We start from the raw sequence: 15,777 nt of genomic DNA on the forward strand, positions 1-15,777 counted from the left end.
GTGAATTTTTCACTGCTAGGGCTTCTCTCAACCTAAAAACGATTTTGAATCCTCTTTATATAAGCCAATCGTTGAAGAATTGGATAGGAGTTACGATGAAAATTTTAGTCGCAGTGAAGCGAGTGATTGACCATAACGTTAAAGTGAGAGTTAAAGCTGATGGCTCTGGGGTGGAATTGGCTAATGTCAAAATGGCAATTAACCCATTTGATGAAATTGCTGTAGAAGAAGCAGTACGTTTAAAAGAATCCGGCAAAGCGACTGAAGTGATCGCTGTTTCTGTGGGGGATATTAGTTACCAAGAAACGCTGCGTAGTGCGATGGCAATTGGTGCCGACCGCGCCATTTTAATTCAGCGACCCGCAGAGTTAGCGTTAGAGCCGTTGGATATTGCTCGCTTACTACAACAAATTGTCGATAAAGAACAAGCTGACCTGATTTTGTTAGGTAAACAGGCAATTGATGATGACTGTAACCAAACAGGTCAAATGTTATCGGCATTATTAGATTACCCACAAGCGACATTTGCTTCACAAATTAAAATCGACGGTGGAACACTGCAAGTGACACGGGAAATTGATGGGGGGTTAGAAACGTTAGAAATGCCATTGCCAGCAGTCGTGACAACAGACTTACGGTTAAATGAACCTCGCTATGCAACTTTACCTAATATTATGAAAGCAAAGAAAAAACCTCTAGATATCATTGATATTGCTGATATGAATTTTTCACCATTGGGGCAAGTTAAAACGCTCAAGGTCAGTGAGCCGAAAAAGCGTGTTGGGCAATGTACATTACTAAGTAGTGCAACCGCATTAGTCAGTGAACTGCAAGCGAAAGAAGTGATTTAACAGAGGGAAATGAATATGAGCCAAACATCAGTGTTAGTGATTGTCGAACATGATAATCAAACAATAAAATCATCAACTTATCATAATATTACCGCTGCTCATGAAATTCTTGCTGCTGGTGGTGAACTACACTTATTCGTTGCTGGGAGCCAGACAGCTTCAGTTGCTCAATTAGCTGCGAGCATCAAAGGTGTTAATAAAGTTCTAGAAATTCAATCTGATGAGCTTGAAGGGCAATTAGCTGAGCCAATCACCAGTGCGATTGTTGCGGTTGCTAAAGGCTATACACATTTGTTGTTTCCTGCGACAACATTTGGGAAAAATATTGCTCCGCGTGTCGCCGCAACACTAGGTGTTGCTCAAATTTCAGATATTACTCAAGTCATTGACTCACAAACATTCATTCGTCCTATTTATGCGGGGAATGCATTGGCAACAGTGCAGAATAATGGTCAACAAGTCGTGATCACCGTGCGAAGCTCTGCATTTTCTGGCGCAAAAGAAACGCAAAATAGCGCTCAAATTGAAAATGTTACCCTTGCACAACTCCCCCAGCGAGCACTATTAAAGAGCCAATCGTTAACACAAGTAAGCCGTGCAGAATTGAGTTCCGCTAAAGTCGTGATTTCTGGTGGTCGCGGTTTAAGTTCTGGTGAGAATTTTGCTTTATTAGAAACCATTGCTGACAAACTGGGTGCCGCAGTAGGGGCTTCGCGCGCGGCAGTCGATGCTGGTTATGTTCCTAACGATTATCAGGTTGGGCAAACAGGGAAAATTGTGGCGCCCGATTTGTATATCGCAGTTGGAATTTCTGGCGCAATTCAACATGTTGCAGGTATGAAAGAAAGTAAAGTGATCGTCGCCATTAATAGCGATCCTGACGCGCCTATTTTCCAAGTGGCGGATTATGGCATTGTTGGCGATCTATTTGAGATCTTACCTGAATTTGATAAAGCATTGGCGTAAGAGAGGGCATATGGCTATCGACAACATTGAGAATATAAACGAGGCTCCCGAGCGGGAATCGATGGAGTTCGATGTCCTGATTGTCGGTGGTGGGCCTGCAGGGTTATCGGCAGCAATTCGTTTAAAACAGCTAGCCGCAGAAAAAGGGGCTGAGCTCTCCGTTTGTTTAATTGATAAAGGGGTAGAAATAGGGGCGCATATTTTATCAGGAGCCGTAATTGACCCTCGCGCTTTAGATGAATTACTACCAGATTGGCAGCAAAAGGTAACAGCCCCTTTAACTGCAGTAACCCAAGACCGTTTTTTATGGCTAAAAGAAAATAAATTCAATCAGTTACCATTATCTTTATTACCAAGTAGTTTAAAAAATAATGGCAATTTAATTGGGAGTCTAGGTCAAATTAGCGCGGCTTTGGCGGTTGAAGCAGAGGCGTTAGGTGTAGATGTTTTCGCTGGGTTTGCGGCTACTGAGGTGCTATTTGATGACGCAGGAAGCGTGATTGGCGTGACGACAGGGGATATGGGATTAGATAAAGCTGGCTCGCCCACCGCGATGTACCAAGCTGGGATGAATTTAGTTGCTAAAATGACCTTTTTTGCCGAAGGGTGTCGGGGGCAACTAGGTAAACAATTAATTGAACGTTTTGATTTAGCTGCAAACAGCGGTAAGCAAACTTATGGGTTAGGGATCAAAGAAATTTGGCAGATCCCAAAAGAACAGCATCAGCCAGGGGTTGTGATCCATTCAGTAGGGTGGCCATTAGATAATCACACTTATGGAGGTGGTTTTGCTTACCATTACGGTGAAGACCTCGTGGCTGTTGGGTTAGTTGTTGGTCTGAATTATGAAAACCCATATTTATCTCCCTTTGAAGAGTTTCAGCGTTTAAAAACGCATCCTGCTTTTAGTGGTTTTTTGTCTGGTGGTAAACGGATTAGCTACGGAGCAAGAAGTATGGTAGCAGGAGGCCTTGCTGCATTACCTGAGCTAAGTTTTCCTGGTGGTGCATTAATTGGTGATGATGCAGGCTTTTTAAATGCTGCACGCATAAAAGGAACTCATTGTGCAGTTAAAAGTGGGTCATTAGCAGCTGAGGCATTGTTTGGTTCTTTACATCATGAAACGGTAGATTATTCGCGATTTAAATCATTATTTCGCCAGCTATTTGAGGATAGTTGGCTATATCAAGAACTTTATCAAACACGCAATTTTAAGCCATATATGAAAAAAGGGTTAGTTATTGGCTCAATGTTATTTGGGGCTGAACAGCTACTGTTGAAGGGGAAAAGCCCTTGGACACTGAAGCTCAAGCAAGCTGATCATGAAAATATAAAAGAAGCGAGTAAATTTCAACCAATAATATATCCAAAACCGGATGGTGTGCTGACTTTTGATAAGGCTTCATCTGTATTTTTATCAAATACTAACCATGAAGAAGACCAGCCTTGCCATTTAAAATTGGCGGATATCACAGTGCCAATCCAAATTAATTTAGCTAAATATGCGGCTCCAGAAACGCGTTATTGCCCCGCAGGTGTATATGAAGTCTTGGGGGAAATTAACCAAGAAAAACTGCAAATTAATGCGCAAAACTGCCTACATTGTAAGGCTTGCGATATTAAAGACCCATTACAAAATATAACTTGGACTGCACCACAAGGGGGAGAGGGGCCAATTTACCAAGGAATGTAAGGGGGAAATTATTGTTTGTGATGTAGATGTGCTTGATGTTTTTTTTATTTTTATCAGTCGTTTTGGGGCATTATTGCCCCATTTTTTTATAGATTATTATCAATACGGGTATGTAATTTTAATTTATAACGAGAGCCTGCAGAGGTCATGTTGACGTAGCTAATTAATGTATTGCCAGTCCAAGTGCGTCGACTGAGTTGTAAACAAGGGGAATTTTCTTTTACTGATAACGATTGTGCAATTGATTTTGTCGCAAGTGCCGCTTCAATGGTATGTTCCATTTCACTGACAGGAAAATGGCGTTGTAAATAGCCGCTTGGTGTTTCCGTATCGCCGTATTTTTGTTTTACAAATTCAGGTGCAATAGCATGGTTCACGTAGCGTTCTTCTAACATTAAAGGGATATCATTTTCAAAGTGGAGCACTTTACAATATCCGACTTCACTTCCTTCTGTAATACCAAGTTGTAATGCAATTTCTGCGGAAGCAAGGATGACTTTCAGTTGCAACTGGTGACCACTATATTTATTACCACTTACAGATATTTCATCAAAAATATCAAACGCCTTGGTAACAGGAAGCTCATGTTTTTGAGTTGCAACAAAAGTGCCCTTTCCTGCAATACGATTTAGGATACCTTTCTGACTTAATTCTGAAATAGCTTTATTTACCGTCATACGGCTTACATTGAACTGTGCACAGAGTTCAAGTTCGGTAGGGATTTGAGTTTCTGGCTTAAAAACCCCTAAATCAATACTGCGTAAAATGTAAGACTGAATTTGCTTGTATGCAGGTTGTGATGTCATCGCTTTTATTCAAAATTATTGTTAGAAGAAGGGAGAAAATGGCGCTCTTGCTACATTTTACCCACCAATTTTGTATTGAATGCAAGTTTATCAGTAATTATTGGCTTTACTAGTAGGAGTCGCCTATTTATAGGGGAAGGCCCCGAGTAATTGTTATTTACAGATGCTCGTCATTGTCTGAATTATTTTATTATAGTGTAAGTTTTTCTAGGGCAATATACCTTTATTTAATATCATAATGTTAAATTTACTATAACAAATAGGCATCATTTATGGGCGTTCAGTATTTTCAAACGACTTTAACACAGTGTGATTATAAAAATGTCACCCCGATAGGTATGGTGAGGTTGTTAGCATCAGATAAAGTGTTTTTTTTCAATCAAGATGACTTTAAAAACAGCCAAATATTTTTGGATAGGTTGAAAAAGGGCGATGTACTGATTATTTGTGCAGAACAGATGAATGATGGCAGTTATTGGGTTAACTGGGTATATCATGAAACCAAAGGACGCTTAGAGCCAGATAGAACGGTCGGTTTTACTCGTAAGCTTGGAATACAATTTTTAATTTCATTGTTTTTAATGGCACTAATACCTGCAGTGTATTACTGTTTTATTGAAGCTGATGATAATTTTTTAATGATAATACTTGTGGCAGTGTTAGGCTGCGCAGCTTTTACTGGTATTGTATTATTTGTGTTAGTGCTTGCAGAAATAAAACATATTTTAAGTTCGAAGCGTAAATTAATTTTGAAGGCACTGGATTTAGTCATTGATGAACAATATAAAACTAATGGCCAAGACCAGCAAATTGATATTTTAGGCATAAAAAAAACGAAAACTAAGCCTGCCAAATTACATAAAGCCACTAATATTGGCATAGAGCAAACCTCTTTATCTTCTACGCGTGGTAAAACCAATATTACTGCTAACCTCAGTGTCACCATTGCAGCAGGAGATACAGAACAAAAGCTTAATCAAATCAGCTTACAAATAAATAAAGAACATCTGGATGTCTTAGTGTCGGCGAATGAGCCACTCTTTAATAACCATAGTTTGTTTATCGCTCAAGGGGATGAGCTTGAGGTTTATCATAAAAATCTCCAAGAGAACTCAAAAGAGCAAGTCGTCTTTGGCATCTACAATCATCAAGATGGTTTAGCATATAGCCTTATTGGTAAAGGTGCGCCCCAAGAACGAGGGTTTTATTACGGCTTATGGGGATTCACTGGTTTGATTCTTATTTTCTTAGTATTAATGGCTCTCGGACTATCTATTGCTGAAACTATGGAAAAAGGAGGGTACTGGGACTACTGGGATTGGATAAATCTTGTTGATACGGGTGGGTTATATATCAGTTTTGCAGTTTCAATTGTGTTGGGAATTAGTTTTCTTATCGGTTTGTGTGTGGCGGTCTATTTTAAAATATCTAAGCGCGGTAATGCGTATTATCAAGCTCAGTATTTATTGAAGCATTTACGTCGACAGCAAGGCAAAACTGATTATGTCACGGAGGTTCGGTCATGAATCCATTTCTCAGTAGGCATTTTATCTTATTAACGTTGGCTTTTGCGCTAAGTTTTATTTTTATTGTATTCGTATTTGTGCGTGATGGTACAGTTGATTGGCAGTGGGAAAAACATAATGAAAATGGGCCTGTTATCGCAAATTATGACTGGGCGACTACTTTTCCTGCTGAGAATGGCATGTTGATTATTGCTCAAAAAAGTAATAACCAAAGTTACTATTATTCGTTGTATAACAACTATACAAATTTTAGTGAGTATAGCTATCAAGTTTTGTTTGCAGATAACCAAGGTGTGCGTTTTATTACTCGTGCTGATGATAGTTTTTACAATGCAGTCTGTGAAAGAAAAGAGTGTTTAATTATTTTAAGAGATGGCTACCGAAAAATTAATTTAATTGATTTCTCAATCAGTGAGTTAATACCTTGGCAAGATAAATCTGGAGAGTTATTCTCTGCGTTGATCACGGGGAAAATCTACCAATCTAAAGGCCTACCTGCATATATTGTTGCGAGTAATGAGAATATCTTTATCAGCCAAGATAAAGGTATAACTTGGGAACACTTTATGAATGTGAGAAATTTAGCCAAGTCGTTATTTCCTGAGGAAATTGAAGGTAATTCAAATTTTTCCTATGCAACGTATCGAGATAAAGTGGTGATGTGGTACAGCTACGGTAATCAGATGGGGTCACTTGAGGTTATTATGGATATACCAACGAAACAGGTGGTTAGTAGTAAATGGTTACCTGTTCGCATCAATGAAGCAGCACAAAATCTTAATGGTGATATTTTTGTTATTGCTCAAGAGCCTTCTCGCCGGTTATTTTCTTTAATGCAATTTCATACCAATGGGACTTTCGAACTGATCGCCGAAAATGGTTATAATAATATGCATGAGCTAAAAGTTGGTCATAAAGGTGTCATTGTTTCAGAGTGGGTTAGGGGTTCTCAGCAATATCTAATGATGGATTTAACGACAAAAACGCTGCGTCATCGTCCGGAATTATCACTGTATAACAAAGTCTATAATGATAGCGACCAGTCTTTTATTGATATAGGCAGTATTTATTCAGATGAAAGCACCATAGAAAAAGGTGCATCTGTTTCTTATCAATCAGTACATTAATGCTATTGTAATATATTATTAATAATATAGTTAATAAAAAAGGATAAGATTCCTCTTATCCTTTTTTGGTCATGATCTATTGCAAATTCATACAAACCCTACCAATAAAGTAATATATTGGGTTAAATTAAAAGAGCTATGATGTACGACAAGGAAATAAGCTAACGATATATAGAATGTGATTGTTTTTTATACTTTGGTTAGCTGCATGTTTATAATAATCTACTATTTGAGTGAAAAATAAACAACAGTGATTGGTTATATTATTATCTACCATTTGGCTATATAAATGGTAGATAATTTAGAATAATTCAGTTGGATGTTTTTATTGGGATAGAATAATAGTGATGATATGAAATATTACATCATTAAAGATTACTGATTAAATAATTTATGTTACCTCCATTTTTTAATCAAACAGTTGATTTCATCTAATAAATCTGAGTTACTTTATGAATATTATCAATTGGATGAAATAGAAATAAAGATAAAATCACTGAATAGGTGATATTGACTAGACCCTGTTTTATATTTGATGCAAAATAAAGCTGCAATAATTAATTCTAATTAAATTTTAATTGAGACAGCTAAATGAATATATCTAAAATCAGCATCGCATCTATTTTTATTGCTAGTGCATTATTAAGTGGTTGCGCAAAGGAATCTTCCCGTTCTTTAGCAGTAGAGAAAGTTGCGACTTATAATACTAATTACTCGGGTCCTAAAAGCCCAATATCAATTGGCAAATTTGATAACCGTTCGAGTTATATGAATGGCATTTTTTCAGATGGCGTTGACCGCTTAGGTAATCAGTCAAAAACAATTTTAATGACGCATCTTCAGCAAACTGGGCGCTTTAATGTATTAGACCGGGCTAATATGCAAGAGTTAAAAGAAGAAGCTGGAATTAAAGGCCAGTCCCAGCAATTAAAAGGTGCAACATATGTTATTACCGGTGATGTCACTGAATTTGGTCGAAAAGAAGTCGGTGATAGACAGCTATTTGGTATTTTAGGCCGTGGTAAATCACAAGTCGCATATGCAAAAGTTAATTTAAATGTTGTGAATGTCCAAACTTCCGAGGTGGTATTCTCAGCTCAGGGAGCAGGCGAGTATGAATTATCAAATAGGGAAATTGTCGGTTTTGGTGGAACTGCAAGTTATGACTCTACGCTAAACGGTAAGGTGCTAGATTTAGCAATAAGGGAAGCTGTGAATGATCTCGTAGTTGGTATTGAAAGTGGTGCATGGCAGCCAGCTAAATAAGGGAATATGATGAAATTTAAATTACTTCTTATTTTTGCTGGAGCCATTTTATTAAATGGTTGTGCTAACGAGCCAAAACCATTATATAACTGGGATGGTTATCAAACTACAATTTATCAATATTACCAGCAAACAGATACTGGCCCTCAAGAACAAATTCAAGCATTGAAAAAAAACCTTGAAATGAGTAAGGCAAACGGTCTTGCTACCCCTCCGGGGTTACACGCCCATTTAGGGTTATTGTATTCCACAACCGGAGCCATCGACCTTGCAATGCAAGAGTTCAACGCTGAAAAAGAATTATATCCAGAATCTGCGGCGTATATGGATTTTCTAATGAAAAATAAAGGGAAAGCAAAATGAGGCGTTTATTCATACTCAGCGGGCTGGTGATGGCTTGGTTATTAACTGGTTGTGCACAGCCAACAAAAGTTGATTATACTGCGTTTAATCAAAGTAAGCCAAAAAGCATTTTAGTGTTATTACCTCAGAATAGCTCTCCAGAAGTACAGGCTAGTCATGGTTTATTATCACAAACAGCCCTGCCTTTAGCGGAGGCTGGCTACTATGTTTTTCCTGTAGCGGTAGTGGAAGAAACATTTAAGCAAAATGGTTTAATAAACGCAGGGGATATCCAATCTGTTCCGCCCGCCAAAACCCGAGAAATTTTCGGTAATGATGCTGTGTTATACCTTAATATAACAGAGTACGGTACTAGCTATCAGGTTATTTCCAGTGATACACGTGTCACAGCGGATGCAAAACTTGTTGATGCGAGGACAGGGGCATTATTATGGAGCGGTTCGGCATCTGCATCGAGTGCTGAAAATAACTCTTCTTCCAATGGCATTATTGGTGTTTTAGTTTCGGCGGTTGTTAATCAAATTGTTGATACCATGACAGATAAAAGTTACACAATTGCAGGTATAACAAGTGCAAGGTTATTATCTGCAGGTACGCCTAATGGTATATTATATGGGCCTAGATCTCCTAAATATGGGAAAGATGCTCAGTAATTGTTAATTATTTGAATCATGGGTAAAGTATTCTAATCATACTTTACCCATTTTATTTTTGTTAAGCGTTATTTAAATAAAGCCAAATTACTCTTTATAATTATTAAATTACAGATATGAATAATAATTATTTTTTGTTTTTTTTATGTTTTAATATTTACAAGCTTATAAAAAATAACGAATAAAATTAAATGTGTGACTTGAGTCAATTTGTCTTAGCATTATCTAATGATTATGTGATATAGGTATAATTATATGACAATCTCTATTACTTTATATTTTTAACTGTTATATATATGATGCTGTTGGTTGTACTAATTCCTTTTTGATAGGAGTCATAGTATGTTTTCGTTAAGCAAGTCTCTCATATCAAGGCATTTCTTCTATATGAAGAAATGGTTCAATATTGATATTTCTTTAGCCTTCTTTTTCCCAAATAAATAACCTTTTTTGTTTTTCTAAACTAAAAGTTTCGTTATAGCTTATTTTTTATAAGTACGATCCTTTGTATTTATTATTTAATGAAAAATTAAAGGTATTATCATGGCTAAAAGAATTGTAGAACCATTCCGTATTAAAATGGTAGAAAATATCCGTATTCCAAGTAGAGAAGAGCGTGAAGCTGCGTTAAAAGAAGCTGGATACAATCCATTCTTGCTACCAAGCAGTGCTGTGTATATTGATTTATTGACCGACTCAGGTACTAATGCCATGAGTGATCATCAATGGGCAGCAATGATCACTGGTGATGAAGCCTATGCAGGATCTCGTAACTATTATGATTTAAAAGATAAAGTTAAAGAGATGTTCGATTATGACTATGTGATCCCTGCTCACCAAGGTCGTGGTGCTGAAAACATGTTATTTCCTGTATTATTGAAAGTAAAACAGGAACAAGGTGGTGCTAAAAAACCTGTCTTTATTTCTAATTTCCACTTTGATACTACCGCTGCTCATGTTGAATTAAATGGCTGTAAAGCAGTTAATATTGTTACAGAAAAAGCTTATGACTCAGATACCTATGATGACTGGAAAGGTAACTTTGATATTCAAAAATTAAAGGATAACATTGCACAACATGGCGCTGAAAATGTTGTGGCGATTGTATCTACTATTACTTGTAATAGTGCCGGCGGCCAGCCAGTATCAATGGCTAACTTAAAAGAAGTCTATGAAATAGCAAAACAACATAATATCTTTGTTGTTATGGATTCAGCGCGTTTCTGTGAAAATGCGTATTTTATAAAAGAACGTGATCCTAAATATAAAAATTCAACAATTAAAGAAATTATTCTGGATATGTACAAATATGCTGATGCATTAACTATGTCAGCTAAGAAAGACCCATTATTGAATATTGGTGGATTAGTTTGTATTAAGAATGATGAAAAGATATTTACGTTAGCTAGACAGCGCTGTGTACCAATGGAAGGGTTTGTTACTTATGGCGGTCTTGCTGGTCGTGATATGGCTGCCATGGTTCAAGGCCTTGAAGAAGGGGCTGGGGAAGAATATTTACACTATCGTATCGGTCAAGTTAAATATTTAGGAGACCGTTTACGTGAGGGAGGGATTTCAATTCAATACCCTACTGGTGGTCATGCGGTATTTGTGGATTGTAAGAAACTAGTACCGCATATTCCTGGCGACCAGTTCCCAGCACAAGCGGTTATTAATGCATTATATTTAGAATCTGGTGTTCGTGCGGTTGAAATAGGCTCATTCTTATTAGGGCGCGATCCCGAAACAGGCAAACAAAAACATGCAGATATGGAGTTTATGCGGTTAACTATTGCAAGACGCGTTTATACCAACGACCACATGGATTACATTGCAGATGCTCTGATTGGGTTAAAAGACAAATTTGCTACTTTGAAAGGGCTTGATTTTGAATATGAACCTCCAGTATTAAGGCACTTTACTGCAAGATTAAAACCAATCAAATAATAGGTCGCTCTTATGGTTCCCGTGCAATGCGGGAACCTTATCCTTATTCTTAAGGTGAACACCATGAATAATTTGGCAGCCAAAAAAGAACCCTCCATATTGGTAGGGGGTTTTGTGCTAGGCGGTGCAATGATAGGGGCAGGGATGTTTAGCTTGCCAACTATTATGGCAGGTGCTTGGTTTATTAACTCTGTAGTTGTTTTATTAATCGTTTGTTTCTTCATGTTTCATTCAGGAATTTATATTTTAGAATGTATATCTAAGTATGGGGCGGGAACGAATTATTTTTTTATTTCTAAAGAATTATTACCAAAGTGGGCATGCTATATTGCTAATATAGCACTAATATTTGTTCTTTATATATTAATTTACGCCTATATATCAGCAGCAGGATCAGTCATAAAAGAGGCTGCGGCTATTTATGGCTATAATGTTAATTTAAGATTAATATTTATTGTATTTACATTGATATTAGGAGCAAGTATTTGGTGGAGTGGGGTAGGAGCAAGCCGGTTAACATCTTTATTTTTATTTATTAAAATAGTTTTATTTATTTTGGCTTTCTCAGGGTTATTTTTCATTGTAAAAACAGATTTGTTATTAACATCACCAGTTGAAGGTGGGAACACATCACTATTGCCCTTTATCTTTATTATTATCCCATATGCAATTACTTCTTTTGGTTATCATGGCAATGTATGCAGCTTATATAAATTGTATCATGAAAATGAAAGGAAAGTGGTTAAAAGCTGTGTGATTGGGTGTGTATTAGCCCTTGTTCTTTATTTCTTATGGATATTAGGAACAATGGGGAATTTACCAAGAACAGAATTTTTAACAATTATTAATAAAGGTGGTAATTTAGATGCGTTTATTGAGTCGCTTTATGCGGTCCTCAATAGTAAGAATATTGCGACATTCTTACTATGGTTTTCAATAAGTGCAGTATTTTGTTCATTTTTAGGTGTTGCTATTGGGTTGTTTGATTATATTCTTGCTTCATTAAACTTTAAAGATAACCCATCAGGTAGAATGAAATCCGCCTTATTATGCTTCTTGCCACCACTTGTTCTTTGCATGTTATTCCCAAATGGTTTTCTCATTGCAATTGCATATGCAGGTATGGCCGCATGTATCTGGGCGATTATTTGCCCGGCAGTTATGGCATTAAAAGTAAGAGAGCGTTTCCCTGATTCTAGATTCAAAGTATGGGGCGGAAAAGGGCTAATCTATGCCGTTATCGCCTTTGGAGTCGTTGGCATTATTTGCCAATTTTTAGCGCAGTTTAATTTGTTACCGATATACCGTTAATTTTTCAAAATACAAGTTGTAGAATAACTGCAAAGGTACAGTGAGGGTTTGCTGTGCCTTTTTTATAACTGTATGTAATTTTAATATTATTCACTAACTCTTTTTATACAAAAATAAATAATTTCTTATATCAGTTTGTTTTTTCAATGATTGTATTATTTTGAGACTTGTATCAAGTTTCTGGAATTAAATTCCAATATCGATATTCGATAATTCTCATAACCAAATAGTAACCCCTTTGAATTATAAGTGTTTTTACTTAGTCCCAGCCTGATTCTGTGATTATCTACTTCAGTTAACCCTAAAATTATTCTCTTTATCGCCGATAAAGTTAAATATCGTCATTTTATCTCACCGAAAGAGAAATTCTATGCAGAAACTTCGCGATTACTCAATTCGTACTGCGGTCTTCGTATTATTAAGTATTTTATGCCTGATTTTGGGGGGGACAAATGTTTACAGTGGTTGGTCACTATCACGTATTGCAGATGGAAATGATATCGATAGACAATTAGTCCAGCAAATGACAGTACTTAGTCAGGGAAACGATCAATATTTTCGATTTGTCACACGACTGACTCGGGTAATGGAAAGTAAAAGTGAAGGAAAAACAGTAGATTATGCCCCTGTAAAAGAGGCTCTGTCGAATATGGAAAAATATTTAGAACAGATGAAGTCTATCTCTCCAGGACCAATGGACCCTGAAATATCAGAGCAGGTAATTTATAGTTGGCAGGCGCTATTCGATGATGGGGTAACACCTCAACTTATGCTAAGCATGGACAATGATCCGAATAAATATTTAGCCCATGCTCACAACATTACTCCTGCTTTGAGCCGCGCTTTTGGTGCTTCAATTCAAAAGTTTAATCAGACGGCTGATGCATTGATTAGTCATACTCGGCAACATGTTGATAATGTGATGGATATTACGCGTATCGTCATGATTATTACGGCAATACTAGGAATATTGATGCTCATTTTTACGGATCGCTATATGGCGACTATGATGCAAAAGCCATTAGGGGTGTTGAGACAGCACTTTATTGAAATTGCAAAAGGGAATTTAAGCCAGCCAGTGCTACCGTTTGGTAACAACTGTGTGGGGAGATTATTTCCGATCCTTGAAGAAATGAGAAAAGATCTGCATGAATCAGTAGGCTCGATCAGGCAAGGAAGTGAGAATATTTATCTGGGGGCGAGTGAGATTTCTAATGGTAATAATGACCTTTCATCGCGTACTGAAGAACAAGCGGCTGCCTTAGAAGAAACCGCTGCGAGTATGGAACAAATCACCGCCGCAGTTCAGTTGAATATGGAAAATACACTTCACGCAAACCATTTAGCTAGCGAAGCTTCTGTGGTTGCGAATAAAGGCAATGAAATTGTTTACTCTGTCGTTACAACGATGAGTGAAATTTCACAAAGTTCACAAAAAATCTCAGATATCATCAGCATGATGAATGACATTAGTTTTCAAACAAATATCTTAGCTTTGAATGCATCTATTGAAGCGGCTCGTGCTGGTGTGCATGGTCGAGGTTTTATGGTGGTTGCGGCTGAAGTTCGTAAATTGGCAAGTCACAGTGCAGATGCCGCTATGGAGATTGAAAAGTTAATTGCTAGTTCAGGTGCTTGTGTGGAAAAAGGAACGGGGCTAGTTAATGAGATGGGAAAAACGATGGAAAGTATCCTGCGAGGTATTAACGAGGTCACTGCTATTATGAAGCAAATTACGGTAGCTTCAGAGGAGCAAAGTAAAGGGATTGCACAAGTCGGTGTCGCTATTACGCAGATGGATAGCGTTACCCAGCAAAATGCGTCTTTAGTTGAACAAGTTGCTACGGCAGCTAATTCATTAAGCCAGCAAACCCAAGAGCTACAGCAGTCTGTGCAACAGTTTAATTTATCCGCATAGTAAGGTGAGATTGCGCCATTTTGTAGAGAATAAAAAGCCCTCACTGCATTACAATGAGGGCTTACAAAAGCACAGTATTTAGGAGCTAAGATTATTATTATAAGTCAGCAGTAGGCCTAATATTATTAGCTTCGTTTAAAATATTGTTTATAAATCGTAGTCGCGTGTTCTTTTAAAATACCTTTAACTACAGTGGGCTTAAATGGGCTTTTTGCGAATATTTCATCACTGCCGAGCATGATATTAAAGCCCGCAATTTCAGCTAATTCATCATGTGAAAGGCTATAAACCATTCGTCCTAATTGGCTCCAAACCATTGCTCCCGAACACATGCAGCAAGGTTCACAGCTAGTATAAAGAGTATACTCTGACAAGTCTGTAATTTTATGCTCTGAACAAAACTTTCGTATAAGACCTATTTCTGCATGATAGGTGGGGTCGCTCTCGGTATGAATATGGTTTTCTCCTATCATCACAATTTGGTTAGCTTTCACTAATATTGCCCCAAAAGGTTCATTGCCTTTTTTAGCAGCATCAGTTGCAACAGCTAAAGTTCTCGTCATAAATTGAATATCCCATTCGTGCTGTTGAACTTCTTTTTTCGAATTAATGACCATATTTATATTCCTTTATCGAGCTAGTTTATTTCATTCTATTTACATATTAACATGTTAATGCTATTTATATTTGTCGTTTCTTGATTTTAAATTATCTTAATGAAATTATAATAATTTAATTGTCCATTTTTGATGGCTCCTTTATAGACAAATACTGATTTAAACTTTTGATATACTAAAAAACTATTGATGAATCAGTAGTGTATGCTAATAAGCTAATCTTATTAGCACAATAGCTCATGAGATTATTAATAAAAATCATTTAGTCTAAGGTGATTGGGGTGTTTACACATTAATTAATGTTTTATGCTCATCTATTATTGAAAAAAGATTAAGACTAACTGTTATTTTTTAAAGTTACATGAATTCAAAAACTTTTTATTTATAGAGCCTCCAATATTAAAACCCCCGTTGCATTGCTGACTCCAGCAGACGAAGCAGATCCCATTAGAGTCGCACTTACTGGAATCGATTTACTCGTTAAGTTATCTAATTGGATCCCCATTCCATTAGCTTGAACTTGTGTACCATTCAATGATACTTGGGCAGAAACTCCATTACCAAAATTAAGACGACCGTTTGTTACATTACTTCCCGTCAACTTAAGTTTGTAATTTTTTGCACTACCCGAGGTGCTCTGTCCACTTCCCCTAAAATAAGACAGCTATAATTAGATTTTCTGCCCTAAAATTTGCAGAGGTCATGATGAAAAAAGCTCGTTTTACTGAAACTC

General features: G+C 37.0%; 14 protein-coding genes. 11 read left to right on the forward strand and 3 right to left on the reverse strand.

Annotated features, from left to right (window positions below; translation table 11 throughout):
* Window positions 1-95: 95 nt before the first annotated feature.
* Genes ACPEH5_RS12305 through ACPEH5_RS12315 form a run of 3 tightly spaced genes read left to right on the forward strand, consistent with a single transcriptional unit; the run spans window position 96 to window position 3,510 of the window.
* Complete coding sequence (locus tag ACPEH5_RS12305) at window positions 96-851, forward strand: electron transfer flavoprotein subunit beta/FixA family protein (protein ID WP_042846303.1); 756 nt, start codon at window positions 96-98, stop codon at window positions 849-851.
* A gap of 15 nt (window positions 852-866) precedes the next feature.
* Window positions 867-1,817 (forward strand): electron transfer flavoprotein subunit alpha/FixB family protein, encoded by a 951-nt coding sequence (locus tag ACPEH5_RS12310; protein ID WP_048606123.1) that lies wholly within the window; start codon window positions 867-869, stop codon window positions 1,815-1,817.
* A 10-nt stretch (window positions 1,818-1,827) separates the two neighbouring features.
* The gene (locus ACPEH5_RS12315; RefSeq protein WP_042846300.1) at window positions 1,828-3,510 is read left to right on the forward strand and encodes an electron transfer flavoprotein-ubiquinone oxidoreductase; all 1,683 of its coding nucleotides are present in this window, start codon (window positions 1,828-1,830) and stop codon (window positions 3,508-3,510) included.
* A gap of 86 nt (window positions 3,511-3,596) precedes the next feature.
* Here ACPEH5_RS12315 and ACPEH5_RS12320 read toward each other — a convergent pair whose 3' ends face one another.
* Window positions 3,597-4,316 carry a UTRA domain-containing protein gene (locus tag ACPEH5_RS12320; protein ID WP_042846298.1) on the reverse strand — a complete coding sequence of 240 codons (720 nt, stop codon included), beginning with the start codon at window positions 4,314-4,316 and terminating at the stop codon, window positions 3,597-3,599.
* 272 nt (window positions 4,317-4,588) lie between these two features.
* Here ACPEH5_RS12320 and ACPEH5_RS12325 point away from each other — a divergent pair, with 272 nt between their 5' ends.
* The 8 genes from ACPEH5_RS12325 (at window position 4,589) to ACPEH5_RS12360 (ending at window position 14,427) form a co-directional block, all read left to right on the forward strand.
* Window positions 4,589-5,842 carry a hypothetical protein gene (locus ACPEH5_RS12325; RefSeq protein ID WP_048606127.1) on the forward strand — a complete coding sequence of 418 codons (1,254 nt, stop codon included), beginning with the start codon at window positions 4,589-4,591 and terminating at the stop codon, window positions 5,840-5,842.
* Window positions 5,839-6,969 (forward strand): hypothetical protein, encoded by a 1,131-nt coding sequence (locus ACPEH5_RS12330; RefSeq protein ID WP_048606129.1) that lies wholly within the window; start codon window positions 5,839-5,841, stop codon window positions 6,967-6,969. The genes ACPEH5_RS12325 and ACPEH5_RS12330 overlap by 4 nt, the downstream gene beginning before the upstream one ends.
* Before the next feature lie 591 nt (window positions 6,970-7,560).
* On the forward strand, window positions 7,561-8,235 hold the full coding sequence (locus tag ACPEH5_RS12335) for a CsgG/HfaB family protein (RefSeq protein ID WP_042846294.1): 675 nt from the start codon (window positions 7,561-7,563) through the stop codon (window positions 8,233-8,235).
* A 9-nt stretch (window positions 8,236-8,244) separates the two neighbouring features.
* Entirely contained in the window at window positions 8,245-8,598 is a 354-nt protein-coding gene (locus ACPEH5_RS12340) for a DUF4810 domain-containing protein (protein WP_173424815.1), read from the forward strand.
* Window positions 8,595-9,251, forward strand: a complete 657-nt coding sequence (locus ACPEH5_RS12345; RefSeq protein ID WP_042846292.1) for a DUF799 domain-containing protein — start codon at window positions 8,595-8,597, stop codon at window positions 9,249-9,251. Before ACPEH5_RS12340 ends, ACPEH5_RS12345 begins: the two co-directional genes overlap by 4 nt.
* Before the next feature lie 543 nt (window positions 9,252-9,794).
* Window positions 9,795-11,198 (forward strand): tryptophanase, encoded by a 1,404-nt coding sequence (locus ACPEH5_RS12350; RefSeq protein WP_042846291.1) that lies wholly within the window; start codon window positions 9,795-9,797, stop codon window positions 11,196-11,198.
* Between the two features lie 63 nt (window positions 11,199-11,261).
* Window positions 11,262-12,509 carry an aromatic amino acid transporter gene (locus ACPEH5_RS12355; RefSeq protein ID WP_048606131.1) on the forward strand — a complete coding sequence of 416 codons (1,248 nt, stop codon included), beginning with the start codon at window positions 11,262-11,264 and terminating at the stop codon, window positions 12,507-12,509.
* 370 nt (window positions 12,510-12,879) lie between these two features.
* Window positions 12,880-14,427, forward strand: coding sequence for a methyl-accepting chemotaxis protein (locus ACPEH5_RS12360; RefSeq protein ID WP_129466444.1), 1,548 nt, complete (start codon window positions 12,880-12,882; stop codon window positions 14,425-14,427).
* 125 nt (window positions 14,428-14,552) lie between these two features.
* Here ACPEH5_RS12360 and ACPEH5_RS12365 read toward each other — a convergent pair whose 3' ends face one another.
* Window positions 14,553-15,044, reverse strand: a complete 492-nt coding sequence (locus tag ACPEH5_RS12365) for a nucleoside deaminase (RefSeq protein WP_166685161.1) — start codon at window positions 15,042-15,044, stop codon at window positions 14,553-14,555.
* 382 nt (window positions 15,045-15,426) lie between these two features.
* Window positions 15,427-15,645, reverse strand: a complete 219-nt coding sequence (locus tag ACPEH5_RS12370) for a hypothetical protein (protein ID WP_281110759.1) — start codon at window positions 15,643-15,645, stop codon at window positions 15,427-15,429.
* Window positions 15,646-15,777 lie beyond the last annotated feature (132 nt).

This window comes from Providencia sp. NPDC089933 (assembly GCF_049545585.1).
Lineage (GTDB): Bacteria > Pseudomonadota > Gammaproteobacteria > Enterobacterales > Enterobacteriaceae > Providencia > Providencia huashanensis.

Bases quoted from the DNA above. Each gene is read 5' to 3' on its own strand.
- ACPEH5_RS12305 (WP_042846303.1), top strand. From the start codon at position 96: ATGAAAATTTTAGTCGCAGTGAAGCGAGTGATTGACCATAACGTTAAA.
- ACPEH5_RS12310 (WP_048606123.1), top strand. From the start codon at position 867: ATGAGCCAAACATCAGTGTTAGTGATTGTCGAACATGATAATCAAACA.
- ACPEH5_RS12315 (WP_042846300.1), top strand. From the start codon at position 1,828: ATGGCTATCGACAACATTGAGAATATAAACGAGGCTCCCGAGCGGGAA.
- ACPEH5_RS12320 (WP_042846298.1), bottom strand. From the start codon at position 4,316: ATGACATCACAACCTGCATACAAGCAAATTCAGTCTTACATTTTACGC.
- ACPEH5_RS12325 (WP_048606127.1), top strand. From the start codon at position 4,589: ATGGGCGTTCAGTATTTTCAAACGACTTTAACACAGTGTGATTATAAA.
- ACPEH5_RS12330 (WP_048606129.1), top strand. From the start codon at position 5,839: ATGAATCCATTTCTCAGTAGGCATTTTATCTTATTAACGTTGGCTTTT.
- ACPEH5_RS12335 (WP_042846294.1), top strand. From the start codon at position 7,561: ATGAATATATCTAAAATCAGCATCGCATCTATTTTTATTGCTAGTGCA.
- ACPEH5_RS12340 (WP_173424815.1), top strand. From the start codon at position 8,245: ATGAAATTTAAATTACTTCTTATTTTTGCTGGAGCCATTTTATTAAAT.
- ACPEH5_RS12345 (WP_042846292.1), top strand. From the start codon at position 8,595: ATGAGGCGTTTATTCATACTCAGCGGGCTGGTGATGGCTTGGTTATTA.
- ACPEH5_RS12350 (WP_042846291.1), top strand. From the start codon at position 9,795: ATGGCTAAAAGAATTGTAGAACCATTCCGTATTAAAATGGTAGAAAAT.
- ACPEH5_RS12355 (WP_048606131.1), top strand. From the start codon at position 11,262: ATGAATAATTTGGCAGCCAAAAAAGAACCCTCCATATTGGTAGGGGGT.
- ACPEH5_RS12360 (WP_129466444.1), top strand. From the start codon at position 12,880: ATGCAGAAACTTCGCGATTACTCAATTCGTACTGCGGTCTTCGTATTA.
- ACPEH5_RS12365 (WP_166685161.1), bottom strand. From the start codon at position 15,044: ATGGTCATTAATTCGAAAAAAGAAGTTCAACAGCACGAATGGGATATT.